This window comes from Enterobacter cloacae complex sp. P16RS2 (genome assembly GCF_014982155.1).
In the GTDB taxonomy this organism is placed as follows: domain Bacteria; phylum Pseudomonadota; class Gammaproteobacteria; order Enterobacterales; family Enterobacteriaceae; genus Enterobacter; species Enterobacter cloacae_M.
The window spans coordinates 81314-97409 of record NZ_JADCKW010000005.1 but is presented as its reverse complement, the minus strand read 5'-3'; the positions used below and the strand labels follow the sequence as shown (position 1 = coordinate 97409).

12 protein-coding genes are annotated in these 16096 nt (G+C 58.7%); 6 read left to right on the top strand and 6 right to left on the bottom strand.

Annotation, left to right across the window (positions count from 1 at the left end):
• Positions 1–11: 11 nt before the first annotated feature.
• Positions 12–1115: a glycerol dehydrogenase gene (locus INF68_RS02095; protein ID WP_126786980.1), complete on the top strand. Its 1104-nt coding sequence runs from the start codon at positions 12–14 to the stop codon at positions 1113–1115.
• A gap of 83 nt (positions 1116–1198) precedes the next feature.
• On the opposite strand, the gene katG is transcribed toward INF68_RS02095, so the two are convergent.
• The 3 genes from katG to argE all read right to left on the bottom strand — a co-directional run bounded on the left by katG (position 1199) and on the right by argE (position 5836).
• A complete protein-coding gene (gene katG, locus INF68_RS02090; protein ID WP_126786981.1) occupies positions 1199–3379 on the bottom strand; it encodes a catalase/peroxidase HPI in 2181 nt (726 codons plus the stop codon).
• Between the two features lie 147 nt (positions 3380–3526).
• A complete protein-coding gene (gene metF / locus INF68_RS02085) occupies positions 3527–4414 on the bottom strand; it encodes a methylenetetrahydrofolate reductase (protein ID WP_023309676.1) in 888 nt (295 codons plus the stop codon).
• 270 nt (positions 4415–4684) lie between these two features.
• Entirely contained in the window at positions 4685–5836 is a 1152-nt protein-coding gene (gene argE, locus INF68_RS02080; protein ID WP_126786982.1) for an acetylornithine deacetylase, read from the bottom strand.
• Positions 5837–5924: 88 nt separating this feature from the next.
• Here argE and argC point away from each other — a divergent pair, with 88 nt between their 5' ends.
• The 3 genes from argC (at position 5925) to argH (ending at position 9160) form a co-directional block, all read left to right on the top strand.
• Positions 5925–6929: an N-acetyl-gamma-glutamyl-phosphate reductase gene (gene argC / locus INF68_RS02075; RefSeq protein ID WP_126786983.1), complete on the top strand. Its 1005-nt coding sequence runs from the start codon at positions 5925–5927 to the stop codon at positions 6927–6929.
• A gap of 6 nt (positions 6930–6935) precedes the next feature.
• Positions 6936–7712 (top strand): acetylglutamate kinase, encoded by a 777-nt coding sequence (gene argB / locus INF68_RS02070; protein ID WP_090420882.1) that lies wholly within the window; start codon positions 6936–6938, stop codon positions 7710–7712.
• A gap of 74 nt (positions 7713–7786) precedes the next feature.
• Positions 7787–9160: an argininosuccinate lyase gene (argH, locus tag INF68_RS02065; protein ID WP_023309680.1), complete on the top strand. Its 1374-nt coding sequence runs from the start codon at positions 7787–7789 to the stop codon at positions 9158–9160.
• Positions 9161–9220: 60 nt separating this feature from the next.
• On the opposite strand, the gene INF68_RS02060 is transcribed toward argH, so the two are convergent.
• Both INF68_RS02060 and metB read right to left on the bottom strand, forming a co-directional pair.
• Positions 9221–11653 carry a bifunctional aspartate kinase/homoserine dehydrogenase II gene (locus tag INF68_RS02060; protein ID WP_029739191.1) on the bottom strand — a complete coding sequence of 811 codons (2433 nt, stop codon included), beginning with the start codon at positions 11651–11653 and terminating at the stop codon, positions 9221–9223.
• A 2-nt stretch (positions 11654–11655) separates the two neighbouring features.
• A complete protein-coding gene (gene metB / locus INF68_RS02055) occupies positions 11656–12816 on the bottom strand; it encodes a cystathionine gamma-synthase (RefSeq protein ID WP_045404245.1) in 1161 nt (386 codons plus the stop codon).
• Positions 12817–13092: 276 nt separating this feature from the next.
• Here metB and metJ point away from each other — a divergent pair, with 276 nt between their 5' ends.
• On the top strand, positions 13093–13410 hold the full coding sequence (gene metJ, locus INF68_RS02050; RefSeq protein ID WP_007369220.1) for a met regulon transcriptional regulator MetJ: 318 nt from the start codon (positions 13093–13095) through the stop codon (positions 13408–13410).
• 48 nt (positions 13411–13458) lie between these two features.
• Here the strand turns inward: metJ and rpmE are convergent, their stop codons facing one another.
• Positions 13459–13671 (bottom strand): 50S ribosomal protein L31, encoded by a 213-nt coding sequence (gene rpmE, locus INF68_RS02045; protein WP_003862040.1) that lies wholly within the window; start codon positions 13669–13671, stop codon positions 13459–13461.
• A 200-nt stretch (positions 13672–13871) separates the two neighbouring features.
• Here rpmE and priA point away from each other — a divergent pair, with 200 nt between their 5' ends.
• Positions 13872–16067, top strand: a complete 2196-nt coding sequence (gene priA / locus INF68_RS02040; protein ID WP_109846426.1) for a primosomal protein N' — start codon at positions 13872–13874, stop codon at positions 16065–16067.
• Positions 16068–16096 lie beyond the last annotated feature (29 nt).

The window sequence follows — 16096 nt, the reverse complement described above, 5'->3', positions numbered from 1 at the left end:
GGAGAACTGTTATGGACCGTATCATTCAATCGCCGGGAAAATATATCCAGGGCGCTGATGTGCTTACCCGTCTCGGCGACTATCTGAAGCCTCTGGCCAACCGCTGGCTGGTCGTCGGCGATAAATTTGTGCTGGGTTTTGCCGAAGAGACCCTGCGTCAGAGTTTTAAAAAGGCCGAACTGCATGCCGAAATCGTACCGTTTGGCGGCGAATGTTCACAAAATGAAATCGACCGACTGAAAAAACTGGCCGACAGCGCCGACTGTCTGGCGGTGTTGGGTATCGGCGGCGGTAAAACGCTGGATACCGCCAAAGCGCTGGCCCATTTTATGGATGTGCCGGTCGCTATTGCGCCAACAATCGCCTCTACCGATGCGCCGTGCAGCGCCCTTTCCGTCATTTACACCGACAGCGGTGAGTTCGATCGCTACCTGATGCTGCCGCACAACCCGAACATGGTTATCGTCGATACCAAAGTGGTAGCGGGCGCGCCGGCACGCCTGCTGGCCGCCGGGATTGGCGATGCGCTGGCGACGTGGTTTGAAGCACGCGCCTGCTCGCGCAGCGGCGCGACCACCATGGCGGGCGGCAAATGTACGCAGGCAGCACTCGCGCTGGCCGAGCTGTGCTACAACACGCTGATTGAAGAAGGTGAAAAAGCGATGCTGGCGGCAGAACAGCATGTGGTGACGCCTGCTCTTGAACGCATTATCGAAGCCAATACCTATCTCAGCGGCGTAGGCTTTGAAAGCGGCGGGCTGGCGGCAGCACACGCTATTCATAACGGAATGACGGCGGTACCGGATGCGCACCACTTCTATCACGGTGAAAAAGTGGCGTTTGGCACGCTGACGCAGCTGGTGCTGGAAAACGCGCCGGTAGAAGAAATAGAGACCGTCGCCGCGCTTTGTCACAGCGTTGGGCTGCCGATCACGCTGGCGCAGCTAAACATCAAAGAGGATATTCCGGCCAAAATGCGTCTGATCGCGGAAGCCTCCTGTGCCGAAGGGGAAACTATCCACAACATGCCCGGCGGCGTAACGCCGGATCAGGTGTATGCGGCGCTGCTGGTGGCCGACCAGTATGGGCAGCGGTACCTGCAGAAGTGGGAGTAAATAGCGTGAATAAAAATCCCCGCATTAGCGGGGATTTTTTTGCCCGTAAGCCGGGTAAGCGTCAGCGCTACCCGGCACAGGGGTTACTGCAGGTCAAACCGGTCCAGATCCATCACCTTCGCCCATGCGGCAACGAAGTCACGGACGAACTTCTCATGCGCATCATCACTGGCATAAACCTCTGCCAGCGCGCGCAGAACGGCGTTAGAACCGAAGACCAGATCGGCGCGGGTGGCGGTGTATTTCACTTCACCGCTGGCGCGATCGCTTCCGGCAAACAGTTCATTAGATTCGTCGGTCGCCTTCCACTGGGTGTTCATGTCCAGCAGGTTCACGAAGAAATCGTTGCTCAGCACGCCCTCGCGGTCGGTGAACACGCCATTCTTGCTGCCATCAAAGTTGGCACCCAGCACGCGCAGGCCACCGATCAGCACCGTCAGCTCAGGCGCGGTCAGCGTCAGCTGCTGGGCTTTGTCGATCAGCAGTGACTCAGTGGTGGACACATCCACCTGCGCACGGTAGTTGCGGAAGCCGTCGGCAATCGGTTCGAGCAGGTTAAACATCTCGATATCCGTCTGATCCTGACGCGCATCGACGCGGCCCGGCGTGAACGGAACGTTGACGTAAACGCCTGCCGCTTTCGCCGCCTGCTCAACGCCCACCACGCCCGCCAGCACGATGATATCCGCCAGAGAGGCTTTGTTGGTGGTGCGCTGGATAGCTTCCAGAGCCGGCAACGCGCGAACCGCTGCGGCGTTCACATCCCAGTCGCGCTGAGGGGCCAGTGCCAGACGCGCGCCGTTGGCGCCGCCACGCTTGTCGCCGCCGCGGAAGGTCGACGCTGATGCCCAGGCAACGGAAATCAGTTCGCTCACGGAGAGGCCAGAGGCAGCGATTTCCGCCTTCAGGCTTTCAATGTCTTCTTTCGACGGATTGAACACCGCCTGCGGCAGCGGATCCTGCCAGATCAGATCTTCTTTCGGCACTTCCGGGCCAAGGTAACGGGATTTTGGCCCCATATCGCGGTGCGTCAGCTTGTACCACGCGCGCGCGAAGGCTTCGTTGAAGGCCTGCGGATCGTTCAGGAAGCGGCGGGAAATTTTCTCGAATTCCGGATCAAAACGCAGCGTCAGGTCGGTGACCAGCATAGTAGGTTTGCGTTTTTTCGACGGGTCGAACGGGTCAGGCATGATTTCCGGCGCATCCACGGCTTCAAACTGAATCGCTCCCGCCGGGCTGCGGGTCTGCACCCATTCGTATTTGAACAGGTTCTCGAAGAAGTAGTTGCTCCACTGGGTCGGGGTTTGCGACCAGATGACTTCCAGACCGGAGGTAATGGCATCTGCGCCAACGCCCGTGCCGTGCGTGCTGGCCCAGCCCAGGCCCTGCGCTTCAATCGGCGAGGCTTCCGGGTCGGTGCCGACGTGCGTGGCTTCACCCGCGCCGTGGGTTTTGCCGAGGGTGTGGCCGCCCGCGATCAGCGCAACGGTCTCTTCGTCGTTCATCCCCATGTTGCCGAAGGTCGCGCGAATTGCCGCTGCAGCAGACAGAGGTTCACCGCTGGCGTTTGGCCCTTCCGGGTTAACGTAGATTAGGCCCATTTCGGTGGCGGCCAGAGGACGCTTGGCCAGCGCCTCCGGGTCACGGTGGGTCAGCCAGGCTTTTTCATCACCCCAGTTCACGTCCAGGTCTGGTTCCCAGACGTCTTCACGCCCGGCACCAAAACCAAACGTACGGAAGCCAGAGTTCTCCAGCGCCACGTTACCCGCGAGGATAAACAGGTCGGCCCAGGAAATTTTTTGTCCGTATTTTTGCTTGACTGGCCACAGCAGACGGCGCGCCTTATCCAGGCTCACGTTATCCGGCCAGGAGTTCAGCGGCGCAAAGCGCTGTTGACCGCGTCCGGCACCGCCGCGTCCGTCAACGGAGCGATAGGTACCCGCGCCGTGCCAGGCCATACGGATAAACAGGCCCGCATAGCTGCCCCAGTCGGCAGGCCACCACGGTTGAGAGTCGGTTAAAAGGGCTTTGAGGTCGCCTTTAAGGGCGGAGTAATCAAGTTTGCTGAATTCTTTGCGGTAGTCGAAGTCTTCACCCAGCGGGTTCGAACGATTGGAATGTTGGTTAAGAAGATCGATGCGGAGTTGTTTTGGCCACCAGTCGCGGCTGCCTGTACCTGCCCCCGCGCTGTGATCGACGCCGCCCTGGTGGAACGGGCATTTGCCGACCGATGCCGCTTTATTGGTCTCGTCTGACGTGCTCATCGCTATGCTCCCTTTTACAGTGTTACCGTTACGATATACACCACTAGCAATAAGTTATAGTTGAATTAATCCACAGATTCGATAGCTAATACCTTTTAACTATTCGCGTGACAAAAAAACCCTCGTAAAACGAGGGCTTTGTGCTTGTTACGCCGGACGAACGCCCAGCGTATGGCAAATGGCGTAGCTCATCTCCGCGCGGTTCAGCGTATAGAAGTGGAAATCTTTCACCCCTTCACGGCTTAAAATTTTCACCATGTCCATCGCGATATTGGCCCCCACCAGCTTGCGGGTTTCCGGGTCATCGTCCAGCCCTTCGTACATTTTGGACATCCACAGCGGAATGCGAACATTGGTCATATCAGCAAACTTCTTCGCCTGTTTGAAGTTAGAGACCGGCAGAATACCCGGAATAATTTCAACGTCGATGCCTGCGGAGACGCAGCGGTCACGGAAACGCAGGTAGCTTTCCACATCAAAGAAGAACTGGGTAATGGCGCGGTTCGCGCCGGCGTCCACTTTACGCTTCAGGTTAAGCAGATCGGCCTGGGCGCTTTTCGCTTCCGGATGCACCTCAGGATAAGCGGCAACGGAGATATCAAAGTCAGCCACGTCTTTCAGCAGCGCGACCAGATCGGCGGCATACATGTCCGGCTTACCGCTGCCCGGCGGCAGGTCACCGCGCAGTGCGACGATATGACGAATGCCGTTATTCCAGTAATCCTGGGCGATGGCCCGCAGCTCGTCGCGGGTCGCGTCGATACAGGTGAGATGCGGCGCCGCTTCCAGACCGGTACGATCTTTGATGCCTTTAATAATGCTGTGCGTACGGTCACGCTCGCCGGAGTTAGCACCATAAGTCACGGAAACGAACTTCGGCTTCAGGCTGCTAAGACGATCGATAGAGCTCCACAGGGTTTGCTCCATTTCACTGGTGCGCGGCGGGAAAAATTCAAAAGAGACGTTAATCTGGCCGTTTACTTCGGCCAGGCTCTGATTCAGTGCTTCCCGCTGGTTGGCGTGAAAAAAGCTCATACCTTACCTCTATCAATCGCATGTCGTTATTTGTTGTGTTGTGAACTTCTATACGTTTAGACGTCCAGATGTAAAAATGACGGAAAAGCGGAGGGACGTCAACATAAATAATCAACAATAACGGTGAGGTTTGCTCAGGAAAGATGAAGAAAGTTCATGATGGGTGGTAGGGAGTGAGACATCGCCTCCCCAGGACCGTACACCCCTTTGGGTAAAGGGGAAAAAACCGCATCGCGCAGTCCTCTCCCCTATGGGATGTACGGTGCGGTTTTAATGCCAGCAGAAGTGATGCACAACCTGGGTAATCAGTTCGCGGGTTGGCTTGATGAAGCGGGTTTCCAGATATTCATCCGGCTGGTGCGCCTGGTTGATGGAGCCGGGGCCCAGGACCAGCGTAGGGCAAAGCGTCTGAATAAACGGCGCTTCGGTGCAGTAGTTCACCACGTCGGTTTTCTCACCGAGCAGCTTTTCCACCACCTCAACCAGCTGATGGTCCGGCGGGCATTCGTAACCCGGGATCGGCGGATGCAGTTCGGAGACCGTCAGGCGGCCCGGCCAGCGCTCGCTCACCGGAGCCAGAGCTTCATTCAGCAGGCCGTCGAGATCGCTGAGGGTCATGCCCGGCAGCGGGCGGATGTCCATATGCAGTTCGCAGCAGGCGCAGATGCGGTTCGAGGCATCGCCGCCGTGCAGGCTGCCGAGGTTCAGGGTCGGATACGGCACGGTGAACGCGTCGTAGTGGTAGCGCTCTTTCAGATCGTCGCGCAGGGTCATGATACGGCCGATGGCGTCATGCATCAGCTCAATGGCGTTCACCCCGCGCGCGGGATCGCTGGAGTGGCCGGACTGGCCCAGCACGCGCACGGCGGTAGAAATATGGCCTTTGTGCGCGCGGATCGGCTGCAGAGAAGTCGGCTCGCCAATGATCGCGCAGTCCGGGCGAATCGACGTGTTTGCAGAGAAGTAGCGCGCGCCCGCCATGCTGGTCTCTTCATCGGCGGTCGCCAGAATATAGAGCGGTTTTTTCAGCTTCGTCACGTCCACGTCACGCAGCGCGTCGAGGATAAAGGCGAAGAAGCCTTTCATGTCGGCGGTGCCCAGACCGTAGAGCTTGTTGTCGTGCTCGGTCAGGGTGAACGGATCGCGCGTCCAGCGGCCGTCGTCAAACGGTACCGTATCGGTATGACCGGCCAACAGCAGGCCGCCAGCACCGGTTCCGGTGCTGGCGAGCAGGTTAAATTTGTGACGGGTTCCGGGGACGGGCTGAACCTCAACGTTAAACCCAAGATCGCTAAACCAACCAGCCAGCAGATTGATTAAAGACTCATTGCTCTGATCCAGCGCTTCTTCCGTTGCGCTGATGGACGGTGTGGCAATCAGGGCGCGGTAGATCTCGATAAATGGCGGTAAGTTCATTTTCATTGTTGACACACCTTAGGTCGTGATAGTATCAATATTCATGCAATAAATGTGAATAAAAATACACTAACGTTGAGCATAAAGGAACCCGATGTTGAATACGCTGATTGTAGGCGCTAGCGGTTATGCGGGCGCAGAGCTTGTAAGCTACGTGAATCGCCATCCACATATGACCATAACCGCTTTGACCGTGTCAGCGCAAAGCAATGATGCAGGAAAGTTAATTTCCGATTTGCATCCGCAGCTTAAGGGCATTGTCGATCTGCCGCTGCAGCCCATGTCTGACATCAGCGAGTTTACCGACGGCGTCGACGTGGTGTTTTTAGCCACCGCGCACGAGGTCAGCCACGACCTGGCGCCGCAGTTCCTGGCGGCCGGCTGCGTGGTCTTCGACCTTTCCGGCGCGTTCCGCGTGAACGACGGTGCGTTTTACGAAAAATATTACGGCTTCACCCATCAGCATCCGGATCTGCTGGAAAAAGCGGTGTACGGCCTGGCGGAGTGGAGCGCAGACAAACTGAAAGAAGCGGACCTGATTGCCGTTCCGGGCTGCTACCCGACGGCGGCGCAGCTTTCCCTGAAGCCGCTGATCGACGCGGGCCTGCTGGATCTGAGCCAGTGGCCGGTGATCAACGCCACCAGCGGCGTGAGCGGCGCAGGCCGCAAGGCGGCTATCTCCAACAGCTTCTGCGAAGTGAGCCTTCAGCCGTATGGCGTGTTTAATCACCGTCATCACCCTGAAATCACGACGCATCTGGGCGCGGAGGTGATTTTCACGCCGCACCTGGGCAGCTTCCCGCGCGGGATCCTCGAAACCATTACCTGTCGCCTGAAGCCGGGCGTGACCAAAGAGCAGGTGAACGAGGCCTTCACGCAGGCGTATGCGGACAAACCGCTGGTGCGCCTGTACGGCAAAGGCGTGCCGGCGCTGAAAAACGTGGTCGGCCTGCCGTTCTGCGACATCGGCTTTGCCGTGCAGGGCGAGCATCTGATTGTGGTCGCCGCGGAAGATAACTTACTCAAAGGCGCTGCCGCACAGGCAATGCAGTGTGCAAATATTCGTTTCGGCTTCCCGGAAACGCAGGCTCTTATTTAAGGTGTGATGATGAACCCATTAATTATCAAACTCGGTGGTGTACTGCTGGACAGCGAAGAAGCGCTGGAGCGTCTGTTTACCGCGCTGGTGAACTATCGCGAATCACACCAGCGTCCGCTGGTGATTGTGCACGGCGGCGGCTGCGTGGTGGACGAGCTAATGAAAGGGCTCAACCTGCCGGTGAAAAAGAAGAACGGCCTGCGCGTCACGCCTGCCGATCAGATTGACATCATTACCGGCGCGCTGGCGGGCACGGCGAACAAAACGCTGCTGGCGTGGGCGAAGAAACACCACATCGCATCCGTCGGCCTCTATCTGGGCGATGGCGACAGCGTAAAAGTGACCCAGCTCGACGAAGAGCTCGGCCACGTTGGACTGGCGCAGCCAGGTTCGCCTAAGCTGATTAACACGCTGCTGGAAGGGGGTTTCCTGCCGGTGGTGAGCTCTATCGGCGTGACCGAAGAGGGCGAGCTGATGAACGTCAACGCTGACCAGGCGGCGACCGCGCTCGCGGCAACGCTGGGCGCGGATCTGATCCTGCTTTCCGACGTGAGCGGCATTCTGGACGGCAAAGGCCAGCGCATTGCGGAAATGACGGCTGAGAAAGCCGAGCAGCTGATTGCTCAGGGTATTATTACCGACGGCATGATCGTCAAAGTGAACGCCGCGCTGGATGCCGCACGCACGCTGGGCCGTCCGGTGGATATCGCCTCCTGGCGTCACGCGGAACAACTGCCGGCGCTGTTTAACGGCACGCCGATTGGCACGCGTATTTTAGCGTAAGTTTTTATTGAATGACCGTAGGCCGGGTAAGCGAAGCGCCACCCGGCAGAACTAACGAATAAAGGAATCATGTTATGGCACTTTGGGGTGGGCGTTTTACACAGGCAGCGGATCAGCGGTTCAAACAGTTCAACGACTCTTTGCGCTTCGACTACCGCCTGGCCGAACAGGATATTGTCGGCTCTGTGGCCTGGTCCAAAGCGCTGGTGACGGTGGGCGTACTGACCGCAGACGAACAATTACGGCTGGAAGAAGCGCTGAACAATCTGCTGGAAGAGGTGCGTCTTAACCCGCAGCAGATCCTCGAAAGCGATGCTGAAGATATTCACAGCTGGGTGGAAGGCAAGCTTATCGACAAAGTCGGCCAGCTGGGTAAAAAGCTGCATACCGGCCGCAGCCGTAATGACCAGGTCGCCACCGATCTGAAGCTGTGGTGTAAAGATACCGTTGGCGAACTGCTGGCGGCTAACCGTCAGCTACAGAGCGCGCTGGTGGAGACCGCGCAGAACAACCAGGACGCGGTGATGCCGGGTTATACCCACCTGCAGCGCGCGCAGCCGGTGACCTTCGCACACTGGTGTCTGGCCTACGTCGAGATGCTTGCGCGTGACGAAAGCCGTCTGCAGGATACCCTGAAACGTCTGGACGTCAGCCCGCTGGGCAGCGGCGCGCTGGCCGGTACGGCGTATGAAATCGACCGTGAGCAGCTGGCAGGCTGGCTGGGCTTTGCCTCCGCCACCCGTAATAGCCTGGACAGCGTGTCCGACCGCGACCACGTGCTGGAGCTGCTCTCCAATGCGTCTATCGGAATGGTGCACCTTTCGCGCTTTGCCGAAGACCTGATCTTCTTTAACTCTGGCGAAGCGGGCTTCGTCGAGCTGTCCGACCGCGTGACCTCAGGCTCATCCCTGATGCCGCAGAAGAAAAACCCGGACGCGCTGGAGCTGATCCGCGGCAAGTGTGGCCGCGTGCAGGGCGCGCTGACCGGCATGATGATGACCCTGAAAGGGCTGCCGCTGGCGTATAACAAAGATATGCAGGAAGACAAAGAAGGGCTGTTCGACGCGCTCGACACCTGGCTGGACTGTCTGCATATGGGCGCGCTGGTGCTGGACGGCATTCAGGTGAAACGTCCGCGCTGCCAGGAAGCGGCTCAGCAGGGCTATGCGAACTCTACCGAACTGGCGGATTATCTGGTGGCGAAAGGCGTACCCTTCCGTGAAGCGCACCATATTGTGGGTGAAGCGGTGGTGGAAGCCATTCGTCAGGGTAAACCGCTGGAAGATCTGGCGCTGGCCGACCTACAGAAGTTCAGCGCGGTTATCGGGGATGATGTGTATCCGATCCTTGCGCTGCAGTCTTGCCTGGATAAACGTGCCGCGAAAGGCGGCGTGTCGCCTAAGCAGGTGGCGCAGGCGATAGCGGATGCGAAAAACCGGTTGGTTTAATCTGTCCTGACAGGTGCCCTCTCCCACTGTACGGTCCGGGGAGAGGGCCAGGGTGAGGAGTTACAGCAGCTTAGCCAGACGGTTGATGTCGGACTGAATGGCTCCAGCGGTGACATCGCGCCCCGCGCCAGGACCACGGATCACCAGCGGGTTATCGCGATACCAGCGGCTTTCGATGGCGAAGACGTTATCGCACGGCAGCAGCGCCGCCAGCGGATGTTCAGGACGCACCGCCTCGACGCCGACTCGCGCTTTTCCGTTGGCCTCGAAACGCGCCACGTAGCGCAGCACCAGCCCCATCTCGTTCGCCGCCTCCAGACGCTGTACCATCTGCTCGTTAAGCTCTTCACCATTTTCAAAGAAATGATCCACAGAACCTTCTTCACAGCCGGCAGGCACCAGCGATTCGACGCGTACGGCATCCGGTTCGATATCGTAACCGGCCTCACGCGCCAGGATCACCAGCTTACGCATCACGTCTTTGCCGGAAAGGTCAACGCGCGGATCGGGCTCGGTTAAGCCCTGCTGCCACGCCTGATCCACCAGGTCGGTGAAGGGTACGGTGCCGTCAAACTGCAGGAACAGCCAGGAGAGCGTGCCGGAGAAGATACCGCTCAGCGCCAGAATGCTGTCGCCGCTTTCAATCAGGTCACGCACGGTGTGGTTAACCGGCAGGCCAGCCCCAACGGTGGCGTTATAAAGCCAGTGGCGCCCCGTTTTTTCAAACGCGTCGTGGATCTGGCGGTATTTATCGGTGCTGCTCGCCCCCGCCAGCTTGTTCGCACTAATAACGTGGAAACCGTGGCTGGCGAAATCCAGATACTGATCCGCAAGCTGTTCGCTGGCGGTAACGTCCAGCACCACCAGATCGTCATACGGATGCGCGCGCATCCACAGGAACAGCGACTCTTCATCCTGCTCTACGGCTTCATCATTAAAGAAGGCAAGCGCGCGGCTGGCGTCCAGCCCTTCGTAGTTCAGCAGGCTGCGGCGGCTGTCCACCACGCCCGCAAGAATGAATTCGAATCCGGTACGCGCCGAGAGCGTCACCTGTTCGCGGGCGAACAGCTCCAGCCAGCGGGAACCGATGTTGCCTTTCCCGAACAGCACCAGACCGATGCGCTTTTCCGCGCGGAACAGGGAGGTGTGCAGGCCCTGAATCAGGCTCTCGGTTGGGCCTTTGCGCAGGACGGCGACCAGGCTGATGCCCTCCTCCGACTGCCAGGTGAACTCCACCGGCTGGCCTTTCAGCTGCTGCCAGAAGCGGTGGCAGTGCAGCGGGTTACGGGTGACGCCCGCGCCCACCATCGCCACCAGCGCCAGCCCCTGACGCAGGCGAAGCTCGCCCGGCAGGCCAGCTTCATCCAGAATTTTCAGCGCGCTGTCCGCCACTTCAGCGGTGTAGCAGAACTGCAGCAGTTGACGATCGTTATGCACGCCAACGGCCAACGGACGCACCTGGGCGCGTTTCAGGATCGTGTCGATATCTTTATGCGCCAGCTTGAAGTCCTGGCCCGCAGGCACCTGGAACTCAATCAGGCAGATGTCGTCGTGGCTGGTGACAATACGCGCCCCGGTACCGGACGCCAGCACGCGCTCAATGCGCGTGGAGCCTTGATCCGGGGTGTAACTGCAGCGCAGCTGGAGGTCGATATCGCTGCCGGAAACCGGCTGCAGCGTGCGCGCGTGCAGTACCGGCGCGGCCAGACGCGCCAGCTCGCTGGCTTCGTCGAGACGCAGCAGCGGCAGCAGGCAGGCATCTTTTACTTTGCGCGGATCCGCGCTGTACACACCGGCCACGTCGCTCCAAATGGTGACGCGGGAGACGCCCGCCAGGGCACCAATCTGCGTTGCCGAGTAGTCGGAGCCGTTACGACCCAGCAGCACGGTTTCGCCCGCGTTGCTGCGGCTGATAAAGCCGGTGACGACAATACGTTTGCCCGGGTGCTGCACCAGCAGCTGTTGCAGCAGCGGGTAGGACAACCCTTCATCCACCTGCGGCTGCGCGGCGCGTTCGGCGCGCAGAAAATCACGCGCGTCGAGCCAGGCCGCTTCCACGCCCAGGTGCTGCAGCACGGCGGCCATCAGGCGCGCGGACCACACTTCACCGTGGCCCACCACTTCGGCATACACCGCGTCGGTAATCCCGCTGTCCAGCAGGGCAGCCAGACGCTCAAGGTCATGCGTGAAGGCGCCGATCAGCCCGTCCGCCACGTCCGCAGGCAGCAGGCCGGCAATCAGCTCGCTCTGGTAGCGGCGTAAGGACTGTTGCACCTGATGCGCAGAAAGGCGATCGGTCTGGCTCAGTTTCAGCCAGCTAATCAACTGGTTGGTGGTGCTGCCCGCCGCCGAGACAACCATCATGTCACCCGGCTGTGAATATTCCGTCATGATGCCTGCAACGCGCAGGTAACATTTCACATCAGCAAGACTACTACCACCAAACTTGTGCAGTTGACGACCCTTCGCCCCTGCCTGCGCTATCACACTCATGATTACCCCTTGGCTGCGATCCGGAAGGCATTTTCCAGATCGGCAATTAAATCTTCAGAATCTTCAATGCCGGTTGAGATACGCAGCAGCGTCTCAGAAATTCCGGCGGCGGCACGTGCTTCGGGTGCCATACCTGCGTGCGTCATGGTCGCGGCGTGGGAGATCAAGCTTTCAACCCCACCTAAGGATTCCGCCAGCGTAAACAATGACAGCCCGCTCAGGAAGCGACGCAGCGTTTGCTCGTCACCGTCCAGTTCAAAACTTAACATCGCGCCAAACCCTTTCTGCTGACGCGCAGCAATCTCGTGCCCCTGATTTTCCGGCAGCGACGGGTGATAAAGCTTTTTCACCAGCGGCTGGGTTTTCAGGAAATCGACAATCGCCTGGGCATTGCGCTGCGCCACGTCCATGCGCGGCGACAGCGTGCGGATGCCGCGCAACAGCAGATAGCTGTCGAAGGCCCCCGCGGTGACGCCAATATTATTGGCCCACCATGCCAGTTCGGTGACAACGTCGGGATCTTTAGCAATCACCACGCCCGCCACCACATCAGAATGGCCGTTCAGATATTTAGTGCATGAATGCAATACCAGATCGGCACCCAGTGCGAGCGGGTTCTGAAGGGCCGGACTGAGGAACGTATTATCCACTACACTTATCGCTCCCGCATCCCTTGCGAGCTGACAAATTTTCGCAATATCGACAACGCGCAACAATGGATTGCTTGGACTTTCCACCAGAACCAGCTTCGGTCTCTCTGCCAGGGCCTGTTTCAGCGCCTGTTCGTCGTTTTGATCGACAAACAGCACGCGATAGCAGCCGCGTTTCGCCAGGCTGTCAAACAGGCGATAGCTGCCGCCGTAGCAGTCGTGCGGCGCAACCAGCAGATCGCCCGGTTTCAGGAACACCGTGGTCACCAGATGAATGGCGGACATCCCCGTATTGGTTAATACTGCACCTGCGCCACCTTCCAGCTCGGCCAGCGCGCGCTGGGTCACGTCACGCGTAGGGTTGCCACGACGCGAATAATCATGCGCGCGGGGTTCATTAAATCCGGTGAAGTTATAGGTACTAGAAAGATGAATCGGCGGGACAACGCAGCCGTACTGCTCGTCATCATTTAATCCGCTACGCACTGCAATAGTGGCCTGTTTACGCGTCATGGTGAGGGCTTCCTGGCGAATGAGGTGAAAAGTCAGGCACCAGAGTAAACATTGAAAGTATGGACGTCAATACATCTGGACATCTAAACTTCTTTGCGTATAGATTGAGCAATGCGCTAATAGCCGTTAAAATTATATGCTTTAGTGCACGCTGCAGCGGCAATATCCGTGCCACGGTATCGTCTCTACGGTAAACTAGACAAGATTGCGGTTCAAAACGGGTGGTTACAGGTTTTGCACCTTTAAATAAATGACTGAGAGGATTAAAGGTATCTCATGGCTGAATGGAGCGGCGAATATATCAGCCCATACGCTGAGCACGGTAAGAAGAGTGAGCAAGTAAAGAAAATTACGGTTTCCATTCCTCTGAAGGTGTTGAAGATCCTCACCGATGAACGTACGCGTCGTCAGGTGAACAACCTGCGCCACGCGACCAACAGCGAACTGCTGTGCGAAGCGTTTCTGCATGCGTTTACCGGTCAACCGTTGCCGAACGATGAAGATCTGCGCAAAGAGCGCAGTGATGAAATCCCGGAAGAGGCGAAGGTGATCATGCGTGAACTGGGTATTGACCCGGATACGTGGGAATACTGAGAAGCGGATACAAAAAAGGCACCTTGCGGTGCCTTTTTTTCGGGAAACTTATTTAGCGCCCGGGATGCTGAAACGCTTGTTGAAGCGGTCAACACGGCCACCGGTTGCAACGTCACGCTGCTTACCAGTGTAGAACGGGTGGCATTTGCCGCACACGTCCAGGTTCAGATCGTGACCCACGGTAGAGCGGATCTGGATAGAGTTACCGCAAGAACAGTTTGCAGTAATCATTTCGTATTTCGGGTGAATATCTTTTTTCATGGGAGAACCTCAGTTAAGGCCGCGTCGCTCTTCCAGCCCTAACGCCAGACACCACGCGATGTTGATTGTAAGTTCTTTGGCGTAAAGTACACCAAAGGCGGCGAATCATACAGAATTTGACCAACGTATGCAAACTGATCCGCACGCCGCTTTTACTAATGTGTATACTAACGCGCCACTTTTCAAGTCAGGAAGATTCGATGCCCGTCGCTCACGTTGCCCTGCCCGTTCCGCTTCCCCGCACCTTTGACTATCTGCTGCCCGACAGCATGAGCGCCAAAGCGGGCTGCCGCGTGACCGTGCCGTTTGGCAAACAGCAGCGCGTGGGGATCGTCGTCTCCGTCAGCGATAAAAGCGAGCTACCGCTTAATGAGCTGAAATCAGTCGTTGAGGTGCTGGACAGCGAGCCGGTTTACTCTACCAGCACCTGGCGACTGCTGCTGTGGGCGGCGGATTATTATCATCACCCGATTGGCGACGTGCTGTTCCACGCCCTGCCGATTATGCTGCGCCAGGGCAAAAGCGCCAGCCATGCGCCGATGTGGTACTGGTTTGCCACCGAGCAGGGCCAGGCGGTGGACATCAACAGCCTGAAGCGATCGCAGAAACAGCAGCAGGCGCTGGCGGCGCTGCGTCAGGGAAAAATCTGGCGACATCAGGTCGACGAGCTTGAGGTCAGCGAAACGGCGCTACAGGCCTTAAGAAAGAAAGGGCTGAGCGAACTGGCCAGCGAAGCCCCCGCTCTTTACGACTGGCGGGAGAGTTTCTCCGTTTCAGGGGATCGCCTGCGTCTGAATACCGAGCAGGCCACCGCCGTGGGCGCGATTCATAGCGCCTCCGATCATTTTTCTGCCTGGCTGCTGGCGGGGGTCACCGGTTCCGGCAAGACCGAAGTCTACCTGAGCGTGCTGGAAAACGTGCTCGCGCAGGGCAAACAGGCGCTGGTGATGGTGCCGGAAATTGGCCTGACGCCGCAAACCATCGCCCGATTCCGCGAGCGCTTTAACGCGCCGGTTGAGGTGCTGCACTCCGGCCTGAACGACAGCGAACGCCTCAGCGCCTGGCTGAAAGCGAAAAACGGCGAAGCGGCGATTGTGATCGGCACCCGCTCGTCGCTGTTTACGCCGTTTAAAAATCTTGGCGTTATCGTGATCGACGAAGAGCACGACAGCTCCTATAAACAGCAGGAAGGCTGGCGCTATCACGCCCGCGACCTGGCGGTTTATCGCGCGCACAGTGAGCAGATTCCTATTATTCTCGGCTCCGCCACGCCTGCGCTCGAAACGCTGCACAACGTGCGCCAGCGTAAATACCATATGCTGCGCCTGACGCGTCGGGCGGGGAATGCCCGCCCGGCCATTCAGCACGTGCTTGATCTGAAAGGTCAGCAGGTTCAGGCCGGGCTAGCGCCGGCATTGATTACCCGCATGCGCCAGCACCTGCAGGCGGGGAACCAGGTCATTCTGTTCCTTAACCGCCGCGGTTTCGCGCCCGCCCTGCTGTGCCACGACTGCGGCTGGATTGCCGAGTGCCCGCGCTGCGACCACTACTACACCTTCCATCAGGCCCAGCGGCATTTGCGCTGCCACCACTGCGACAGCCAGCGCCCGGTGCCGCGCCAGTGCCCGTCGTGTGGCTCAACGCATATCGTGCCGGTCGGTCTGGGGACGGAACAGCTGGAACAGGCGCTTGGCCCCTTCTTCCCGGACGTGCCGATTTCTCGTATCGACCGGGACACCACCAGCCGCAAGGGCGCGCTGGAAGAGCAGCTGGCGGAAGTGCATCGCGGTGGCGCACGCATCCTGATTGGTACGCAGATGCTGGCCAAAGGCCACCACTTCCCGGACGTCACGCTGGTTGCCCTGCTGGACGTAGACGGCGCGCTGTTCTCGGCAGATTTCCGCTCAGCCGAGCGCTTCGCCCAGCTTTATACCCAGGTGGCAGGGCGTGCCGGTCGCGCCGGTAAACAGGGCGAAGTGGTGTTGCAAACGCACCACCCTGAGCATCCGCTGCTGCAAACCCTGCTGCATAAAGGCTATGACGCCTTTGCCGAGCAGGCGCTGGCCGAACGCCAGACCATGCAGCTGCCGCCGTGGACCAGCCACGTCATCATCCGCGCGGAAGATCATAACAACCAGCAGGCGCCGCTTTTCCTGCAGCAGCTGAGAAATCTCCTGCAGGCCAGCCCGCTGGTGGATAATCAGCTGTGGCTCCTGGGCCCTGTGCCGGCACTCGCACCAAAGCGCGGGGGGCGTTTTCGCTGGCAAATCTTACTTCAGCACCCCTCACGCGTTCGCCTGCAGCATATCGTCAGCGGCACGCTGGCGCTCATCAACACGCTGCCGGAAGCGCGAAAAGTGAAGTGGGTACTGGACGTCGATCCCATCGAAGGCTGAAGACGGATCGAAAAATTTAACGCTCCTCA

Bases quoted from the DNA above. Each gene is read 5' to 3' on its own strand.
- rpmE (WP_003862040.1), bottom strand. From the start codon at position 13,671: ATGAAAAAAGATATTCACCCGAAATACGAAATGATTACTGCAAACTGT.
- metF (WP_023309676.1), bottom strand. From the start codon at position 4,414: ATGAGCTTTTTTCACGCCAACCAGCGGGAAGCACTGAATCAGAGCCTG.
- INF68_RS02095 (WP_126786980.1), top strand. From the start codon at position 12: ATGGACCGTATCATTCAATCGCCGGGAAAATATATCCAGGGCGCTGAT.
- INF68_RS02060 (WP_029739191.1), bottom strand. From the start codon at position 11,653: ATGAGTGTGATAGCGCAGGCAGGGGCGAAGGGTCGTCAACTGCACAAG.
- argH (WP_023309680.1), top strand. From the start codon at position 7,787: ATGGCACTTTGGGGTGGGCGTTTTACACAGGCAGCGGATCAGCGGTTC.
- metB (WP_045404245.1), bottom strand. From the start codon at position 12,816: ATGACGCGTAAACAGGCCACTATTGCAGTGCGTAGCGGATTAAATGAT.
- katG (WP_126786981.1), bottom strand. From the start codon at position 3,379: ATGAGCACGTCAGACGAGACCAATAAAGCGGCATCGGTCGGCAAATGC.
- argE (WP_126786982.1), bottom strand. From the start codon at position 5,836: ATGAAAATGAACTTACCGCCATTTATCGAGATCTACCGCGCCCTGATT.
- metJ (WP_007369220.1), top strand. From the start codon at position 13,093: ATGGCTGAATGGAGCGGCGAATATATCAGCCCATACGCTGAGCACGGT.
- argC (WP_126786983.1), top strand. From the start codon at position 5,925: ATGTTGAATACGCTGATTGTAGGCGCTAGCGGTTATGCGGGCGCAGAG.
- priA (WP_109846426.1), top strand. From the start codon at position 13,872: ATGCCCGTCGCTCACGTTGCCCTGCCCGTTCCGCTTCCCCGCACCTTT.
- argB (WP_090420882.1), top strand. From the start codon at position 6,936: ATGATGAACCCATTAATTATCAAACTCGGTGGTGTACTGCTGGACAGC.